This window comes from Mesorhizobium sp. M4B.F.Ca.ET.214.01.1.1, assembly GCF_004791545.1.
Taxonomy (GTDB): domain Bacteria; phylum Pseudomonadota; class Alphaproteobacteria; order Rhizobiales; family Rhizobiaceae; genus Mesorhizobium; species Mesorhizobium abyssinicae.
This window is the reverse complement of record NZ_SRUX01000008.1, coordinates 1-12,087: the sequence shown is the minus strand read 5'-3', so window position 1 is coordinate 12,087 and position 12,087 is coordinate 1. Positions and strand designations below refer to the sequence as shown.

Sequence of the window (12,087 nt, the reverse complement as noted above, 5' to 3'; positions counted from 1 at the left end):
CCTGACCTGAATCTCAACGCACCTTGGGGCGTGCCTAACCGTTCATGCCGCACCGATAATGTCTTGACCCGCCGCGCCTGCTCGGGCATCGAACCCGCTCCAATTTGCCGGCCGGCCTTCGCGAGTCGCCGGTAGCCAAACGATGCGGAGAGAAAAATGGCCGACGATATCACCGAGACCAGCCAGACTGTTGCCGCCGGCCAGCTGCGCGCCTTCATCGAGCGCATCGAGCGGCTCGAGGAAGAGAAGAAGACGATTTCCGACGACATCAAGGACGTGTTCGCCGAGGCCAAGGGCACCGGCTTCGACACCAAGGCGATGCGCAGCATCATCCGGCTGCGCAAGAAGGACCAGGCGGAGCGCCAGGAGGAGGAGTCCATTCTCGACCTCTACAAAGCCGCCCTCGGCATGGTCTGAGAACGCGGTCCGATCCGCTTTCGCAATTCTTTCGGACTGACGCGGGCGAGGCATCTGGAGCCTCGCCCCATAGCCTCCTCGCTTTAGCCTGGAGGCATTGCCGCGCGCGATAGCCGGCGGAGCGGCGTCGACTGCATTCACCACGACATGATTGACCCGGCCGCCCTTGGCGACCGGGATGTATCAGTTGTGCTCCGGCCGGCTGCTGTGCTGTAAGACAGGCTCTATACCTTTGCATTGACGCAATTCCGGACGGAAACGGTTTCACACTTTTCCTGGAATTGCTCTGGGCAGGCTGCTGCGAGCATCAGACCATGAGCGAATTCGACTTTGGCGGCCGCCGCGCCTCGGAGTTCCGCCAGCGCGGCTTCTGGACCCTGTTCGCGGAGCGGCACCCTGAGGAAAGGGCCTCGCTGGCGCGCCGCGGGCCCTGGTTCTGGCAGCGCGGGCTGCCGGATTTCGCACTGGTCCTTTCCATGTATGTCGCGCCGGCGCAGAACCATGTCGGCGTCTTCTTCGGCCGCAATGAAAAGTTCGGCGCCACCGAATCGTGGTCGCGGCTGAAGCCGTTTCAGCCGGCGATCGAGGGCAGGCTGAAACTCACATCCGAACAGAGTTGCGAGGGCCTAGGCATCAATTCGATGTGGCGGGTGAATTGCTACGCCGAGGACAACTGGCCGGCGATGGCCGACTGGCTGGTGACGGAATGCTCGCGCTTCGAGCAGGCCGTCGTCATGGTTTTGGGGGAAGCCCGGCCTTAGGCCCGACGGTCGTTCGCTCTCCCGACCTGCCTGCTTCTCAGTTTGGCCCGGACCCGTCGCGGCCGATTTCGTCCAGATGCTGCTGCAGCGCCAGTTTGTCGAGCGAACCCATCGGCAGGTTGGTGAACACCGCGATGCGGTTGCTCAGCATGCGATAGGCTTCGGCGAAGGCGAGATGCTGTTCGGCCTCGGTGCCGGATGCCTTGGCGGGGTCCGGGACCGCCCAAAGCGCGGTCATCGGATGGCCGGGCCAGATCGGACAGCTTTCATTCGCCGTGTTGTCGCAGACGGTGAAGACGAAGTTCATCTCCGGCGCGTCAGGTCCGGAAAACTCCTCCCAGCTTTTCGACCGGGCGAAAGACGTGTCGTATTTCAGGCTTTCCAGCAGCTGCAGCGCATAGGGGTTGACGGTTCCTTTCGGCTGCGAGCCGGCAGAATAGGCTTTGAAACGACCGGCGCCGACCCGGTTCAGGATGGCCTCCCCCATGATCGACCGGGCCGAGTTCGCATTGCAGAGAAAAAGTACATTGTAGACATGATCGCTCATTTTGAACTCCTCCATGCTGGCGCTGCAAAATGACTGGCTGGCAATGCGGAACACAGGTTTCCGGCCCGCTTGAGCATTGATGCCAGATTTCCGTGTCATATTCGCGTCACGTGTCGCGGGGGCTTGCTTTGACGGCAGGCTCCGGCATTTTCGAAGCGGCATGATCGCAAGCGGGGCCCCAACCGATGGACGATTCGCATCCGGCCGGCATGGTGTCCAGCAAGCTCGTTGGCCTGGCCGGCTTCTTCCGCTCGCGCTGGCGGGGCCGGGCGCCGCTCGAGCGGCTGTTCTGGCGCGACATGGCCTTTGTCGGCACGGCCATCAACATCGCATCGTCGGTGCTGGCGCTGATCCTGCTCGGGCTGAAGCTGCCGCTCTGGCTGGTCCTGAGCGTGCATTTCGCGCCGGTGCCCTACAATCTCTTCCTGACCTTCGCCGTCTGGCGAACCGCGGAAAAGTCAGGCGGTGGCAAGGCCTCGCTGATGATGCTGGGCTCGGCGCTGTGGCTGATCGCGACAGTCGTGGCTTGAAACGAAAAAGGGCGGCCGGAGCCGCCCTTTGCAGACAATGAGGTTGCGACGGCCGTTAGTGCGGTTCAGCGTTTCATGAGATCGCTGACCCGCCCTAACTATTTATTTTTACGCAATTCCGGACGGAAAACCGCTGCGCACTTTTCCTGGAATTGCTCTAGGCGGCCGGCTCGAATTTCAGCGCCACGCCGTTGATGCAGTAGCGCAGGCCGGTCGGCGGCGGGCCGTCCTCGAAGACATGGCCGAGATGGCTGCCGCAGCGGGCGCAGTGGCATTCGGTCCGCACCATGCCGTAGCTGCGGTCGACCGTGGTCTCGACGGAGCCCGGCACCGGGTCGTTGAAGCTAGGCCAGCCGGTGCCGCTCTCGAATTTCAGCTTGGATTCGAACAGCGGCTGGTCGCAGCCGACGCAGGAAAACGTGCCGGCGCGCTTCTCGTAAAGCAGGGCGCAACTGCCGGGCCGCTCGGTGCCATGATTGCGCATCACGGCATATTGCTCGGGCGTCAGCCGGGCGCGCCATTCGGCATCGGTACGGGTGACGGGATAGGCGTGGGTGTCCATGAAAATCTCCTCGGCCTTGGCGGCTCGTTGTTGGTTGGCGCCTCATATTCGCACCAAGATAGGTGTTTGTTACACCACTGACCAGCGCAGGGACTGACAAGGCAATCGCCGCTGGCTTCGAATTGGCCTCTCCTTATTGTCGTCGGCGCCGCCCCTCACCTGCCTGCCGGCATCCTCTCCCCGTATCGTGACGGGGAGAGGGGCGCTCTCATTGATGGTTTCGCCAATCGCCAACGTCGCAGGAAGAAGTGTTGAGCTTGCGGCCGGCCCCCTTCGCCCCGTCACTATACGGGGAGAAGGTGCCGGCAGGCGGATGAGGGGCGGCGCCGACTTCCGCGAATTACCGCCACGCTCAATGCTTCCTTGAAAGCTGCTTCGTCGCGGCTTCCAGCCCGGCAAGCGTCAGCGGAAACATGCGGCCGCCGAAGGTGTCGCGGATCATCCCGATAGAATGGGTGTAGCCCCAGTTCTTCTGGCTCTCCGGATTCAGCCATATCGCATTCGGCCATTGCTGCAGCAGGCGGCCGAGCCAGACGTTGCCGGCCTCAGGGTTCCAGTGCTCCACCGAGCCGCCGGGATGCGCCAGCTCGTACGGGCTCATCGAGGCATCGCCGACGACGATCACCTTGTAGTCAGGGCCGTATTTGTGGATGAGGTCGAAGGTCGGAATCGTTTCGGCCAAGCGGCGGCGATTGTCCTTCCAGACGCGCTCGTAGAGGCAATTGTGGAAGTAGAAATATTCGAGCTGTCGGAATTCGGCGCGAGCGGCGGAGAACAGCTCCTCGACGCCTCTGATATGATCGTCCATCGAACCGCCGACATCGAAGAACATCAAAAGCTCGACCGCGTTGCGCCGCTCCGGCCGCGTCTTGACGTCGAGATAGCCGTGCTCGGCGGTGGCGTGAATGGTGCCGGGCAGATCGAACTCCTCCTCGGCGCCTTCGCGTACCCAGCGGCGCAGCCGCTTCAGCGCCACCTTGATGTTGCGCGTGCCGAGCTCGACGCCGTCGTCGAAATTCCTGAATTCGCGCTTGTCCCAGACTTTTACCGCGCGGCGGTGGCGGCTTTCGTGCTGGCCGATGCGCACCCCTTCGGGGTTGTAGCCGTAGGCGCCGAAGGGCGAAGTGCCGCCGGTGCCGATCCATTTCGAGCCGCCCTGGTGGCTGCCCTTCTGCTCCTCCAGCCGCTGCTTCAGGGTCTCCATCAGCTTCTCGAAGCCCCCCAGAGCCCCGACCAGCTTTTTCTCCTCCTCGGTCAGGTGCTTCTCGGCGAGCCGGCGCAGCCATTCCTCGGGGATGTTGGCGACTTCGACGGCGTCCGGCCCGCCAAGCGCCTCGACGCCCTTGAAGACATGCGCGAACACCTGGTCGAAGCGGTCGATATGGCGCTCGTCCTTCACCAGGGCCGCGCGGGCGAGGTAATAAAAACCCTCGACATCATAGTCGACCAGCCCGGCTTCCAGCCCCTCCAGCAGCGACAGATATTCCCTGAGCGAAACGGGAACCCGCGCGGCTTTCAATTCGAGGAAGAAGGGCATGAACATGCGGCCATCTATAGCAGATCGTATTCGATGAAGCCCGTGCGGCGCGCGACATGGTCGTAGAGCCGGCGCGCCGTGGCGTTGGTCTCGTGCGTCATCCAGTAGACGTTCTTCACCCCGATCTTGCCGGCCTCGTCCTGCACCGCCTTGATCAACGCGGCGCCCACGCCCTTGCCGCGCACGCCCGGGTCAGCGAACAGGTCCTGCAGGTAGCAGTTGTTGACCAGCGACCAGCAGGAGCGGTGGTAGAGATAGTGGGTGAGGCCGACGGCCTTGCCGTCGAGCGTGGCGATAAAACCCTTCGGCTCGAACTCGCCTTCCGTGAACAGCCGCTTCCAGGTCAGGTCGTAGACCTCGTCCGGCAGCTTGGTCTCATAGAAGGTGAGGTAGGCCGTCCACAGGCGCCGCCAGTCGGCATGGTCTGACTGCGCGAGCGGGCGGATGGTGATCTGGGTCATTTCGTTTCCTCCGAACTTTTCCGATAAGACGCTGCCTCGGAGGCCGGTTGACGGCAAAGGTCCACAGCCGGGGAAAGCGCTGTTGCTGGCGGCCTAGCCCTGCCGTCTCGCCATGAAGGCCAGGCGCTCGAAAAGATGCACGTCCTGTTCGTTCTTCAGCAGCGCGCCGTGCAGCTTCGGCAGCATGTTCTTGGGGTCGGCGCGCAGGTCTTCCAGCGCGATGTCGTCGGCGACCAGCAGGCGGATCCAGTCGAGCGCCTCGGAGGTCGACGGCTTCTTCTTCAGGCCCGGCACGTCGCGGATCTCGTAGAACTGCGTGAGCGCCGCCCGCACCAGGTTCTGCTTGATGCCCGGATAGTGGACGTCGACGATGCGGTGCAGCGTCTCGATGTCGGGGAAGCGGATATTAGTGGAAGAAGCAGCGGCGCAGGAAGGCGTCCGGGAGTTCCTTCTCGTTGTTCGAGGTGATGATGACGATCGGCCTCAGCGCCGCGTGGATCGTCTCGCCGGTCTCGTAGACGAAGAATTCCATGCGGTCGAGTTCCTGCAGCAGGTCGTTGGGAAACTCGATGTCGGCCTTGTCGATCTCGTCGATCAGAAGCACCACCTTCTTCGGCGCAGCGAAAGCATCCCAGAGCTTGCCGCGCTTGATGTAGTTCCTGATGTCGCTGAAGCGGTCGTCGCCGAGCTGGCTGTCGCGCAGCCGCGAAACGGCGTCATACTCGTAGAGGCCCTGCTGCGCCTTGGTGGTCGACTTGACGTTCCATTCGATGAAATCCAGCCCGAGCGCTGACGCCACCTGGCGGGCAAGCTCGGTCTTGCCGGTGCCGGGCTCGCCCTTGACCAGCAAGGGCCGCTCGAGCGCGATCGCCGCGTTGACCGCAACCATCAGATCCTTGTCGGCAACATAGGCCGCGGTGCCTTCGAAACGCATTTTTTCTCCTGGCCGTTTTGCGGCGACCGTAAGGAGGCGAACTCGGCGGCGCAAGAGCGGGGCAGGGGGACGCTTCATTCGGCGGTCCCGGAAGCGGCGAATAACGTCGGTGCGGCCAGCCGTTTCTCTGGCGCTCGGGCAGCCATCGGCCTATATTGGTCTCGGCGGTCTGCGCTTCCCGGCAGGTGAAACTTATCCCCGGGGCCTTATCGATCCTTAGGGAGCTGTCCCTGGGAAGACCCGTGGGTTTTCTCACACGGCGCCCACCTACTTTGTAGGCACCCGGGATCGACCTCTCCACCGGTTGTGTGGATCGTCACCTGACGGCAAAGGATCCACTCCCCGTGGATGATGTGTCAGAAAACGTCGCTCCTAAAGCTCCCTCCAGATCTGACCTTTTCTAGCGTCCGCGCATGACCTCTTCCAAAGACCTGAAAAAACATCTGCGCAAGGAAGCGCTGGCGCGCCGCGATGCGCTCGACGAATTCTGGCGCGTGGAGATCGCGCTCGAGATGGCCGAGACGGCGCGCGACCAGATCGCCGTCGAGCCGGGGCAGATCATCTCCGGCTTCTGGCCGATGCGCTCCGAGGTCGACGTGCGGCCGCTGATGTTCGCGCTCCGCGAAAAGGGCGCCAGGCTCTGCCTGCCGGCCATCCTCGACAAGAGCACGATCGTCTTTCGCGAGCTGGTGCGCGGGGCGCCGATGGTCGAGATGGGCTTCGGCACGGTCGGACCGCATGAGGAGGCGGCGGTGCTCGATCCGTCCGTCATGCTGGTGCCGCTCGCCGCCTTCGACGCGCGCGGCCATCGCATCGGCTACGGCGCCGGCTACTACGACCGTGCCATCGGCAAGCTGGCCGACAAGGGGCTGACGCCGAGGCTGATCGGCATCGCCTTCGACTGCCAGGAGGTGGCACAGGTCCCCGATGAGAACCACGACGTCATCATTCCGGAAATACTGACAGAGAGCGGGTTGCGCCGGTTCACGCCGGAATTGTAGAAAAGCGTTTGAGAACGCATGATCTTTTGCGGAAAGTCATGCAGCTTTTGCTTGGCGGACTTTCGGCACGGGATCATATGAGACTTCTTTTCCTCGGCGACATGGTCGGAAAAACTGGACGCACGGCGGTGTGGGAGCAACTGCCGGGCCTGATCTCCGACTTCAAGCTCGACTTCGTCATCGTCAACGGCGAGAACGCCGCCGGCGGCTTCGGCATCACCGAGGAGATTTTTCGCGAGACGCTCGCCGCCGGCGCCGACGTCGTCACCACCGGCAATCACGTCTGGGACCAGCGCGACGCGCTGGTCTTCGCGCCGCGCGAGGAGCGCTTCCTGCGTCCGTCCAATTTCCCCAAGGGCACGCCCGGGCGCGGCTCCGGCGTCTACATCGCCCGGAACGGCGCGCGCGTGCTGGTCGCCAACATCATGGGGCGGGTCTTCATGCATCCCGAGCTCGACGATCCATTCCAGGCCGGCGAGCGCGAGCTCGCCGCCTGCCCGCTCGGCGAGCAGGCTGATGCCGTCGTCATCGATTTCCACGCCGAGGCAACGTCGGAAAAGATGTGCTTCGCGCATTTCGTCGACGGCCGCGCCAGCCTGGTCGTCGGCACCCATACCCACCAGCCGACCGCCGACCACCAGATCCTCAACGGCGGCACCGCCTACCTGTCGGATGCGGGCATGTGCGGCGACTACGATTCCTCGCTCGGCATGGACAAGGAGGAGCCGCTCAACCGCTTCCTGTCGAAAGTGCCGAAAGGCCGCTTCGAGGCGGCGAGCGGGCCGGCGACGCTGTGCGGCATCGGCGTCGACATCTCCGACCGCACCGGGCTGGCCGAGAAGATCGCGCCGTTTCGTCGCGGGCCGCGGCTCGAGGAAACCGCACCGTCCTTCTGGTCGTGACATTGATATGAGCGGCGTCAGTACCTAACTGGCGGCGACATCTGCTTCAGATCGTAGAGGGGACGACCTCCATGCAGCTCATCGAATTCCTGGCGCCACACTTTGCCTTCGTCTCCGACCCGACCGCCTGGGTGGCGCTGCTGACGCTGGTGGTGCTGGAGGTCGTGCTCGGCATCGACAATCTGATCTTCATCTCGATCCTGACCAACAAATTGCCCGAGGCGCAAAGGGCGCGCGCGCGCCGGCTCGGCATTTCGGCGGCGCTGATCATGCGGCTGGTGCTGCTCGCCACCATCTCGATCATCGTCCAACTGACGACGCCGGTGTTCACCGCGCTCGGCCACGGCTTCTCCTGGCGCGACCTGATCCTGATCGCCGGCGGCCTGTTCCTGGTCTGGAAGGCGACCAAGGAAATCCACCACACGGTCGATCCCGAGGATCACAAGGACACGATGCTCGGCGAGACGCTGCAGATCTCGCTCGCCGGCGCGATCTTCCAGATCCTGTTGCTCGACCTCGTCTTCTCGATCGATTCGATCATCACCGCCGTCGGCATGACCGACGAGATCGCCATCATGTACATCGCCGTCATCGTGGCGGTGAGCGTGATGATGCTGGCGGCCGGGCCGCTTGCCGACTTCATCGCCAAGAACCCCAGCATCGTCATGCTGGCGCTGGGCTTCCTTTTGATGATCGGCATGACGCTGATCGCCGACGGCATGGGCTACCACGTGCCGAAGGGCTACATCTACGCGGCGATGGGTTTTTCGGCGCTGGTCGAGGGCCTCAACATGCTGGCGCGGCGGCGCAAGAAGGCAAGGTCCGGCGAAGGGCATTGAAGCGAAGCAGGTTTCGTCGTCAACTCCGAGGCCTGCGGCAGATGCCTTGCGCATCCGATGTCACGCGCGGCTGGACGAATTGAGCCGATTTATCTATAAGCCGGCCATTCCGACAGCGAGCGCCATATGCCCTACAGGCGTATCAGGGACGCTCTGAAATTTTGAATTCGAGCATTTTGAGAAGAGCGAGGTGTCTTCACCTGGCTTCAGGATGCTCTAGCCGAACACGACAGGGGTGCCATGGCTGGCCATTCACAGTTCAAGAACATCATGCACCGCAAGGGCCGCCAGGACGCGGTGCGGTCGAAAATGTTTTCCAAGCTGGCGCGCGAAATCACCGTCGCCGCCAAGACCGGCACGCCGGACCCGGCGATGAATCCGCGGCTGCGCCTTGCCGTGCAGAACGCCAAGGCCGTGTCGATGCCGAAGGACAACATCCAGCGCGCCATCAACAAGGCTTCGGCCGGCGACGGCGAAAACTACGAGGCCGTGCGCTATGAAGGCTACGGCCCGGGCGGCGTGGCGCTGATCGTCGAGGCGCTCACCGACAACCGCAACCGTTCGGCTTCGAACGTGCGCGCCGCCTTCACCAAGGCCGGCGGGGCGCTGGGCGAAACCGGCTCGGTGTCGTTCATGTGGAACCGGGCCGGCGAGATCTACTATCCGGCATCGGCCGGCGACGCCGACAAGGTCATGGAAGCGGCGATCGAAGCCGGCGCGGACGACGTCGAATCGGACGAGGAAGGCCACACCATCTACTGCGCCTTCGAGAATCTCGGCGACGTGTCGAAGGCGCTGGAAGCCTCGCTCGGCGAGGCGGAATCGGTGAAGCCGATCTGGCAGCCGCAGAACAACGTTCCGGTCGACGAGGAACGCGCGCAGTCGCTGATGAAGCTGGTCGCCACGCTCGAGGACGACGACGACGTGCAGAGCGTCTACGCCAATTTCGAGGTCGACGACGAGACCATGGCCAAGCTCAGCGCGGCCTAAGTCCGAAATATGAGCGAAGCTCAATCCGAAATGAGCGACAAACCGCTGCCCACCGTCCGCATCACCTATTGCACGCAGTGCCAGTGGCTGCTCAGAGCCGGCTGGATGGCGCAGGAGCTGCTCTCGACCTTCGGCACCGATCTCGGCGAAGTGACGCTGGTGCCCGGCACCGGCGGCATCTTCAGCATTTCCTGCAACGACACGCTTGTCTGGGAGCGCAAGCGCGACGGCGGGTTTCCCGACGCCGCGAAGCTCAAGCAGCTGGTCCGCGACGTCATCGATCCGGAGCGGGATCTCGGCCACTCGGATCGCAAGGGCCACAAAACGAAAGACCCGGCTTGAAGCCGGGTCTTTTGCGTTGAGCCAGACGCCTTTCAAATCAGCGCCATGATAAAGCAGGCCATCGACACGATGGCGGTGACGGTGCGGACGTGGTTCCACATCACCCATGCATTCAGATGGTTCGCCCACACGGCGGCGCCGTTGGCACTTGCCGGGTCGACGGCGGCGAGCGCGTCGTTGAGCGGCACGTTGAAGACCATGGTCACGATCGGGTTGCCGATCAGGTAGATCACGGCGCCGACCACAAGCCAGTACGAGCCCGACTGGCTCCAGCCAAAGAGAACGGCGGCAATGAGCACGAGACAAATGAGGCCGGTGCCGAACAGCGCCGTCATGAAGGTCGGCGTGATCACCGTGACGTTGATCGAATTCATTGCAGCGATGCCGCTTGGGACAGGAAGCCGGGCGAGCGCCGCCATGACGAAATTGGAAAAGGCGAAGAAGACGCCGCCGACGACGCCGGAGCCGATCGCGGCGATGAAGGTGAGTGTGGGAAGCAGTTTCATCATCTCAGTTGCTCCAGACGCCGCTGGCGGCGGTTTCGGTTGCGTAAGCGGAAAAGTCCTTCGGCTGGCGGCCGAGCGCGCGCTGCACGCCGTCGGCCAGCGTCTCGTTGCGGCCGTCGAGCACCTTCGTGAAGAGCTCGTCGAGCAGCCAGGCGAATTCCGGCGGCAGGTTGTGCGCCGCCACCGCCTCGGTGAATTCGGCATGTGAGATCTGCCGGTAGCGGATGTCACGGCCGGCGGCCTTGCCGATCTCGGCGACGGCGTCGGCGAAGCTCAGCAGGCGCGGGCCGGTGAGCTCGTAAAGCTGGCCGATATGACCTGGCTCCGTCAGGACGGTTGCGGCGACGTCGGCGATGTCGTCGACATCGACGAAAGGTTCACCGACATTGCCGACCGGTAAGGCGACCTCGCCTTCGAGGATAGACTCGATCAGGAAGCCCTCGCTGAAATTCTGCGAGAACCAGGGGCAACGCAGGATGGTCCAGTCGGCGCCCGAGGCCTTCAACATCTCCTCGGCGCGCTGGGCTTCAGGCTCGCCGCGACCGGAGAGCAGCACCAGGCGCTTGACGCCGCGTTCGACGGCAAGCCGGGCAAACGCCTCGACGGTTTCGGCGGCGCCCGGCACGGCGATGTCTGGATAGTAGCTGATGTAGACGGCGCCGACGCCTTCGAGCGCACGGCCCCATGTTTCCTTGTCCAGCCAGTCGAAGGGTGGCGTGCCAGCGCGGGAGCCGATGCGCACGGGAATGTTCCTGGCGGTCAGCCGTTCGGCCAGGCGCCGGCCGGTCTTGCCGGTGCCGCCCAGGATCAAAATAGGTTTTGTAGTCATCTCGATCTCCTCGGTTCATAAATATGAGTAATCCTCACATTTGCAAAACGTGATAAACCCTCGTATTTTGTGAGTCAAGCCAGTCGTCGCAGAATCTTTCCGGAGGGCTCCATGGAAGGCAGAAGTGCCGCGCCGCATCAGCAGGACGGATCAGTGGCCTCGCCACGCCGCTCCCCGACCCAGCAGCGCAGCCGCGAACGGGTCGAACGCATGCTCGCCGCCGCCTCGGCGCTGATCGCCGCGCAAGGCAGCGACGCCATGCGCATGGGCGAGGTGGCAGAGCGGGCAGGCGTGTCGATCGGCTCGCTCTACCAGTTCTTCCCCGACAAGCGGGCGATCGTCTGGGCGCTGGCCGAGCGCTACACGGCCGAAAGCCAGGCCTGTATCGCCGCGGCGCTCAAGGATGTCGCAGACGCCGAGGGCTTGCGGCGGGCATTCTCGGAACTGGTCGATATTTACTACCGGCTGTTCCTGGCCGAGCCGGTGATGCGCGACATCTGGTCGGGCACCCAGGCCGACAAGGCGTTGCGCGAGCTCGAGCTCGCCGACAGCCGGGCCAATGCCGAATTCCTGGTCGCGGTGCTGAAGCGACTGCGGCCCGACGCCGATCCGGTGGCACTGGAAACCACAGCCTTCCTGGTCTGGCAGATGGGCGAGGCGGCCATGCGGCTGGCGATCTCCGTCGACCGGCAGGAGGGCGACAGGCTGGTCGCGGCCTACAAGCGCATGGCGCTGAGGGAGCTGGTGGACGCGTGAGAGTTTGCGAAACCGCCGGCGAGAGCGCCCCTCTCCCCGTCACTATACGGGGAGAGCGACTGTCTTGGCTGTCAAGCTGTTTGCCATGGTTTTTGGTCGCGGATGATGGCGTTGAGAATGGTCAGCAGCTTTCGCATGACGGCCACGACGGCGACGATCTTCGGCTTGCCGAC

At 63.6% G+C, this 12,087-nt stretch carries 15 protein-coding genes, 1 other RNA gene and 2 pseudogenes; 10 read left to right on the top strand and 8 right to left on the bottom strand.

Annotated features, from left to right (window positions below; genetic code table 11):
- Positions 1-156 precede the first annotated feature (156 nt).
- Together EN857_RS16820 and EN857_RS16815 are read left to right on the top strand one after the other, a co-directional pair.
- The gene (locus tag EN857_RS16820; protein ID WP_127282966.1) at positions 157-417 is read left to right on the top strand and encodes a DUF2312 domain-containing protein; all 261 of its coding nucleotides are present in this window, start codon (positions 157-159) and stop codon (positions 415-417) included.
- Positions 418-731: 314 nt separating this feature from the next.
- Complete coding sequence (locus EN857_RS16815; RefSeq protein WP_127391012.1) at positions 732-1,178, top strand: hypothetical protein; 447 nt, start codon at positions 732-734, stop codon at positions 1,176-1,178.
- Between the two features lie 37 nt (positions 1,179-1,215).
- On the opposite strand, the gene EN857_RS16810 is transcribed toward EN857_RS16815, so the two are convergent.
- Positions 1,216-1,725 (bottom strand): arsenate reductase ArsC, encoded by a 510-nt coding sequence (locus EN857_RS16810; RefSeq protein ID WP_127391013.1) that lies wholly within the window; start codon positions 1,723-1,725, stop codon positions 1,216-1,218.
- A gap of 185 nt (positions 1,726-1,910) precedes the next feature.
- On the opposite strand from EN857_RS16810, the gene EN857_RS16805 reads away from it, so the two are divergent.
- Positions 1,911-2,255 carry a hypothetical protein gene (locus EN857_RS16805; RefSeq protein ID WP_245493219.1) on the top strand — a complete coding sequence of 115 codons (345 nt, stop codon included), beginning with the start codon at positions 1,911-1,913 and terminating at the stop codon, positions 2,253-2,255.
- 157 nt (positions 2,256-2,412) lie between these two features.
- Here the strand turns inward: EN857_RS16805 and msrB are convergent, their stop codons facing one another.
- The 4 genes and pseudogenes from msrB to EN857_RS16780 form a co-directional block, all read right to left on the bottom strand.
- Entirely contained in the window at positions 2,413-2,817 is a 405-nt protein-coding gene (gene msrB, locus EN857_RS16800; protein WP_127391014.1) for a peptide-methionine (R)-S-oxide reductase MsrB, read from the bottom strand.
- A 352-nt stretch (positions 2,818-3,169) separates the two neighbouring features.
- Entirely contained in the window at positions 3,170-4,360 is a 1,191-nt protein-coding gene (locus EN857_RS16790; protein ID WP_135858890.1) for a VWA domain-containing protein, read from the bottom strand.
- Positions 4,361-4,368: 8 nt separating this feature from the next.
- A complete protein-coding gene (locus EN857_RS16785; RefSeq protein WP_128272223.1) occupies positions 4,369-4,815 on the bottom strand; it encodes a GNAT family N-acetyltransferase in 447 nt (148 codons plus the stop codon).
- A gap of 93 nt (positions 4,816-4,908) precedes the next feature.
- A pseudogene (locus tag EN857_RS16780) lies at positions 4,909-5,749 on the bottom strand (MoxR family ATPase).
- A gap of 163 nt (positions 5,750-5,912) precedes the next feature.
- Between EN857_RS16780 and ssrS the strand changes: the two are divergent.
- The 6 genes from ssrS (at position 5,913) to EN857_RS16750 (ending at position 9,823) form a co-directional block, all read left to right on the top strand.
- Positions 5,913-6,068, top strand: a non-coding RNA gene (gene ssrS / locus EN857_RS16775) — 6S RNA.
- 94 nt (positions 6,069-6,162) lie between these two features.
- Positions 6,163-6,750, top strand: a complete 588-nt coding sequence (locus EN857_RS16770; RefSeq protein WP_127282973.1) for a 5-formyltetrahydrofolate cyclo-ligase — start codon at positions 6,163-6,165, stop codon at positions 6,748-6,750.
- Between the two features lie 77 nt (positions 6,751-6,827).
- Positions 6,828-7,652 (top strand): YmdB family metallophosphoesterase, encoded by an 825-nt coding sequence (locus EN857_RS16765; RefSeq protein ID WP_127393446.1) that lies wholly within the window; start codon positions 6,828-6,830, stop codon positions 7,650-7,652.
- Between the two features lie 71 nt (positions 7,653-7,723).
- Positions 7,724-8,491 carry a TerC family protein gene (locus EN857_RS16760; protein ID WP_127282975.1) on the top strand — a complete coding sequence of 256 codons (768 nt, stop codon included), beginning with the start codon at positions 7,724-7,726 and terminating at the stop codon, positions 8,489-8,491.
- 240 nt (positions 8,492-8,731) lie between these two features.
- Complete coding sequence (locus EN857_RS16755) at positions 8,732-9,481, top strand: YebC/PmpR family DNA-binding transcriptional regulator (RefSeq protein ID WP_127282976.1); 750 nt, start codon at positions 8,732-8,734, stop codon at positions 9,479-9,481.
- A gap of 30 nt (positions 9,482-9,511) precedes the next feature.
- Positions 9,512-9,823 carry a SelT/SelW/SelH family protein gene (locus EN857_RS16750; RefSeq protein WP_281015742.1) on the top strand — a complete coding sequence of 104 codons (312 nt, stop codon included), beginning with the start codon at positions 9,512-9,514 and terminating at the stop codon, positions 9,821-9,823.
- 32 nt (positions 9,824-9,855) lie between these two features.
- Here EN857_RS16750 and EN857_RS16745 read toward each other — a convergent pair whose 3' ends face one another.
- The gene (locus tag EN857_RS16745; RefSeq protein ID WP_127393444.1) at positions 9,856-10,332 is read right to left on the bottom strand and encodes a DUF1772 domain-containing protein; all 477 of its coding nucleotides are present in this window, start codon (positions 10,330-10,332) and stop codon (positions 9,856-9,858) included.
- A 1-nt stretch (position 10,333) separates the two neighbouring features.
- Positions 10,334-11,158: an NAD(P)H-binding protein gene (locus EN857_RS16740; RefSeq protein ID WP_128345954.1), complete on the bottom strand. Its 825-nt coding sequence runs from the start codon at positions 11,156-11,158 to the stop codon at positions 10,334-10,336.
- 111 nt (positions 11,159-11,269) lie between these two features.
- Here EN857_RS16740 and EN857_RS16735 point away from each other — a divergent pair, with 111 nt between their 5' ends.
- Positions 11,270-11,914, top strand: a complete 645-nt coding sequence (locus EN857_RS16735; protein ID WP_127394341.1) for a TetR/AcrR family transcriptional regulator — start codon at positions 11,270-11,272, stop codon at positions 11,912-11,914.
- Between the two features lie 71 nt (positions 11,915-11,985).
- Here the strand turns inward: EN857_RS16735 and EN857_RS16730 are convergent.
- Positions 11,986-12,087 (bottom strand): annotated as a pseudogene (locus EN857_RS16730) (IS110 family transposase); the annotation flags it as partial.

Coding starts and splice junctions, on each gene's coding strand:
- EN857_RS16820 (WP_127282966.1), top strand. CDS start 157: ATGGCCGACGATATCACCGAGACCAGCCAGACTGTTGCCGCCGGCCAG.
- EN857_RS16815 (WP_127391012.1), top strand. CDS start 732: ATGAGCGAATTCGACTTTGGCGGCCGCCGCGCCTCGGAGTTCCGCCAG.
- EN857_RS16810 (WP_127391013.1), bottom strand. CDS start 1,725: ATGAGCGATCATGTCTACAATGTACTTTTTCTCTGCAATGCGAACTCG.
- EN857_RS16805 (WP_245493219.1), top strand. CDS start 1,911: ATGGACGATTCGCATCCGGCCGGCATGGTGTCCAGCAAGCTCGTTGGC.
- msrB (WP_127391014.1), bottom strand. CDS start 2,817: ATGGACACCCACGCCTATCCCGTCACCCGTACCGATGCCGAATGGCGC.
- EN857_RS16790 (WP_135858890.1), bottom strand. CDS start 4,360: ATGTTCATGCCCTTCTTCCTCGAATTGAAAGCCGCGCGGGTTCCCGTT.
- EN857_RS16785 (WP_128272223.1), bottom strand. CDS start 4,815: ATGACCCAGATCACCATCCGCCCGCTCGCGCAGTCAGACCATGCCGAC.
- EN857_RS16770 (WP_127282973.1), top strand. CDS start 6,163: ATGACCTCTTCCAAAGACCTGAAAAAACATCTGCGCAAGGAAGCGCTG.
- EN857_RS16765 (WP_127393446.1), top strand. CDS start 6,828: ATGAGACTTCTTTTCCTCGGCGACATGGTCGGAAAAACTGGACGCACG.
- EN857_RS16760 (WP_127282975.1), top strand. CDS start 7,724: ATGCAGCTCATCGAATTCCTGGCGCCACACTTTGCCTTCGTCTCCGAC.
- EN857_RS16755 (WP_127282976.1), top strand. CDS start 8,732: ATGGCTGGCCATTCACAGTTCAAGAACATCATGCACCGCAAGGGCCGC.
- EN857_RS16750 (WP_281015742.1), top strand. CDS start 9,512: ATGAGCGACAAACCGCTGCCCACCGTCCGCATCACCTATTGCACGCAG.
- EN857_RS16745 (WP_127393444.1), bottom strand. CDS start 10,332: ATGATGAAACTGCTTCCCACACTCACCTTCATCGCCGCGATCGGCTCC.
- EN857_RS16740 (WP_128345954.1), bottom strand. CDS start 11,158: ATGACTACAAAACCTATTTTGATCCTGGGCGGCACCGGCAAGACCGGC.
- EN857_RS16735 (WP_127394341.1), top strand. CDS start 11,270: ATGGAAGGCAGAAGTGCCGCGCCGCATCAGCAGGACGGATCAGTGGCC.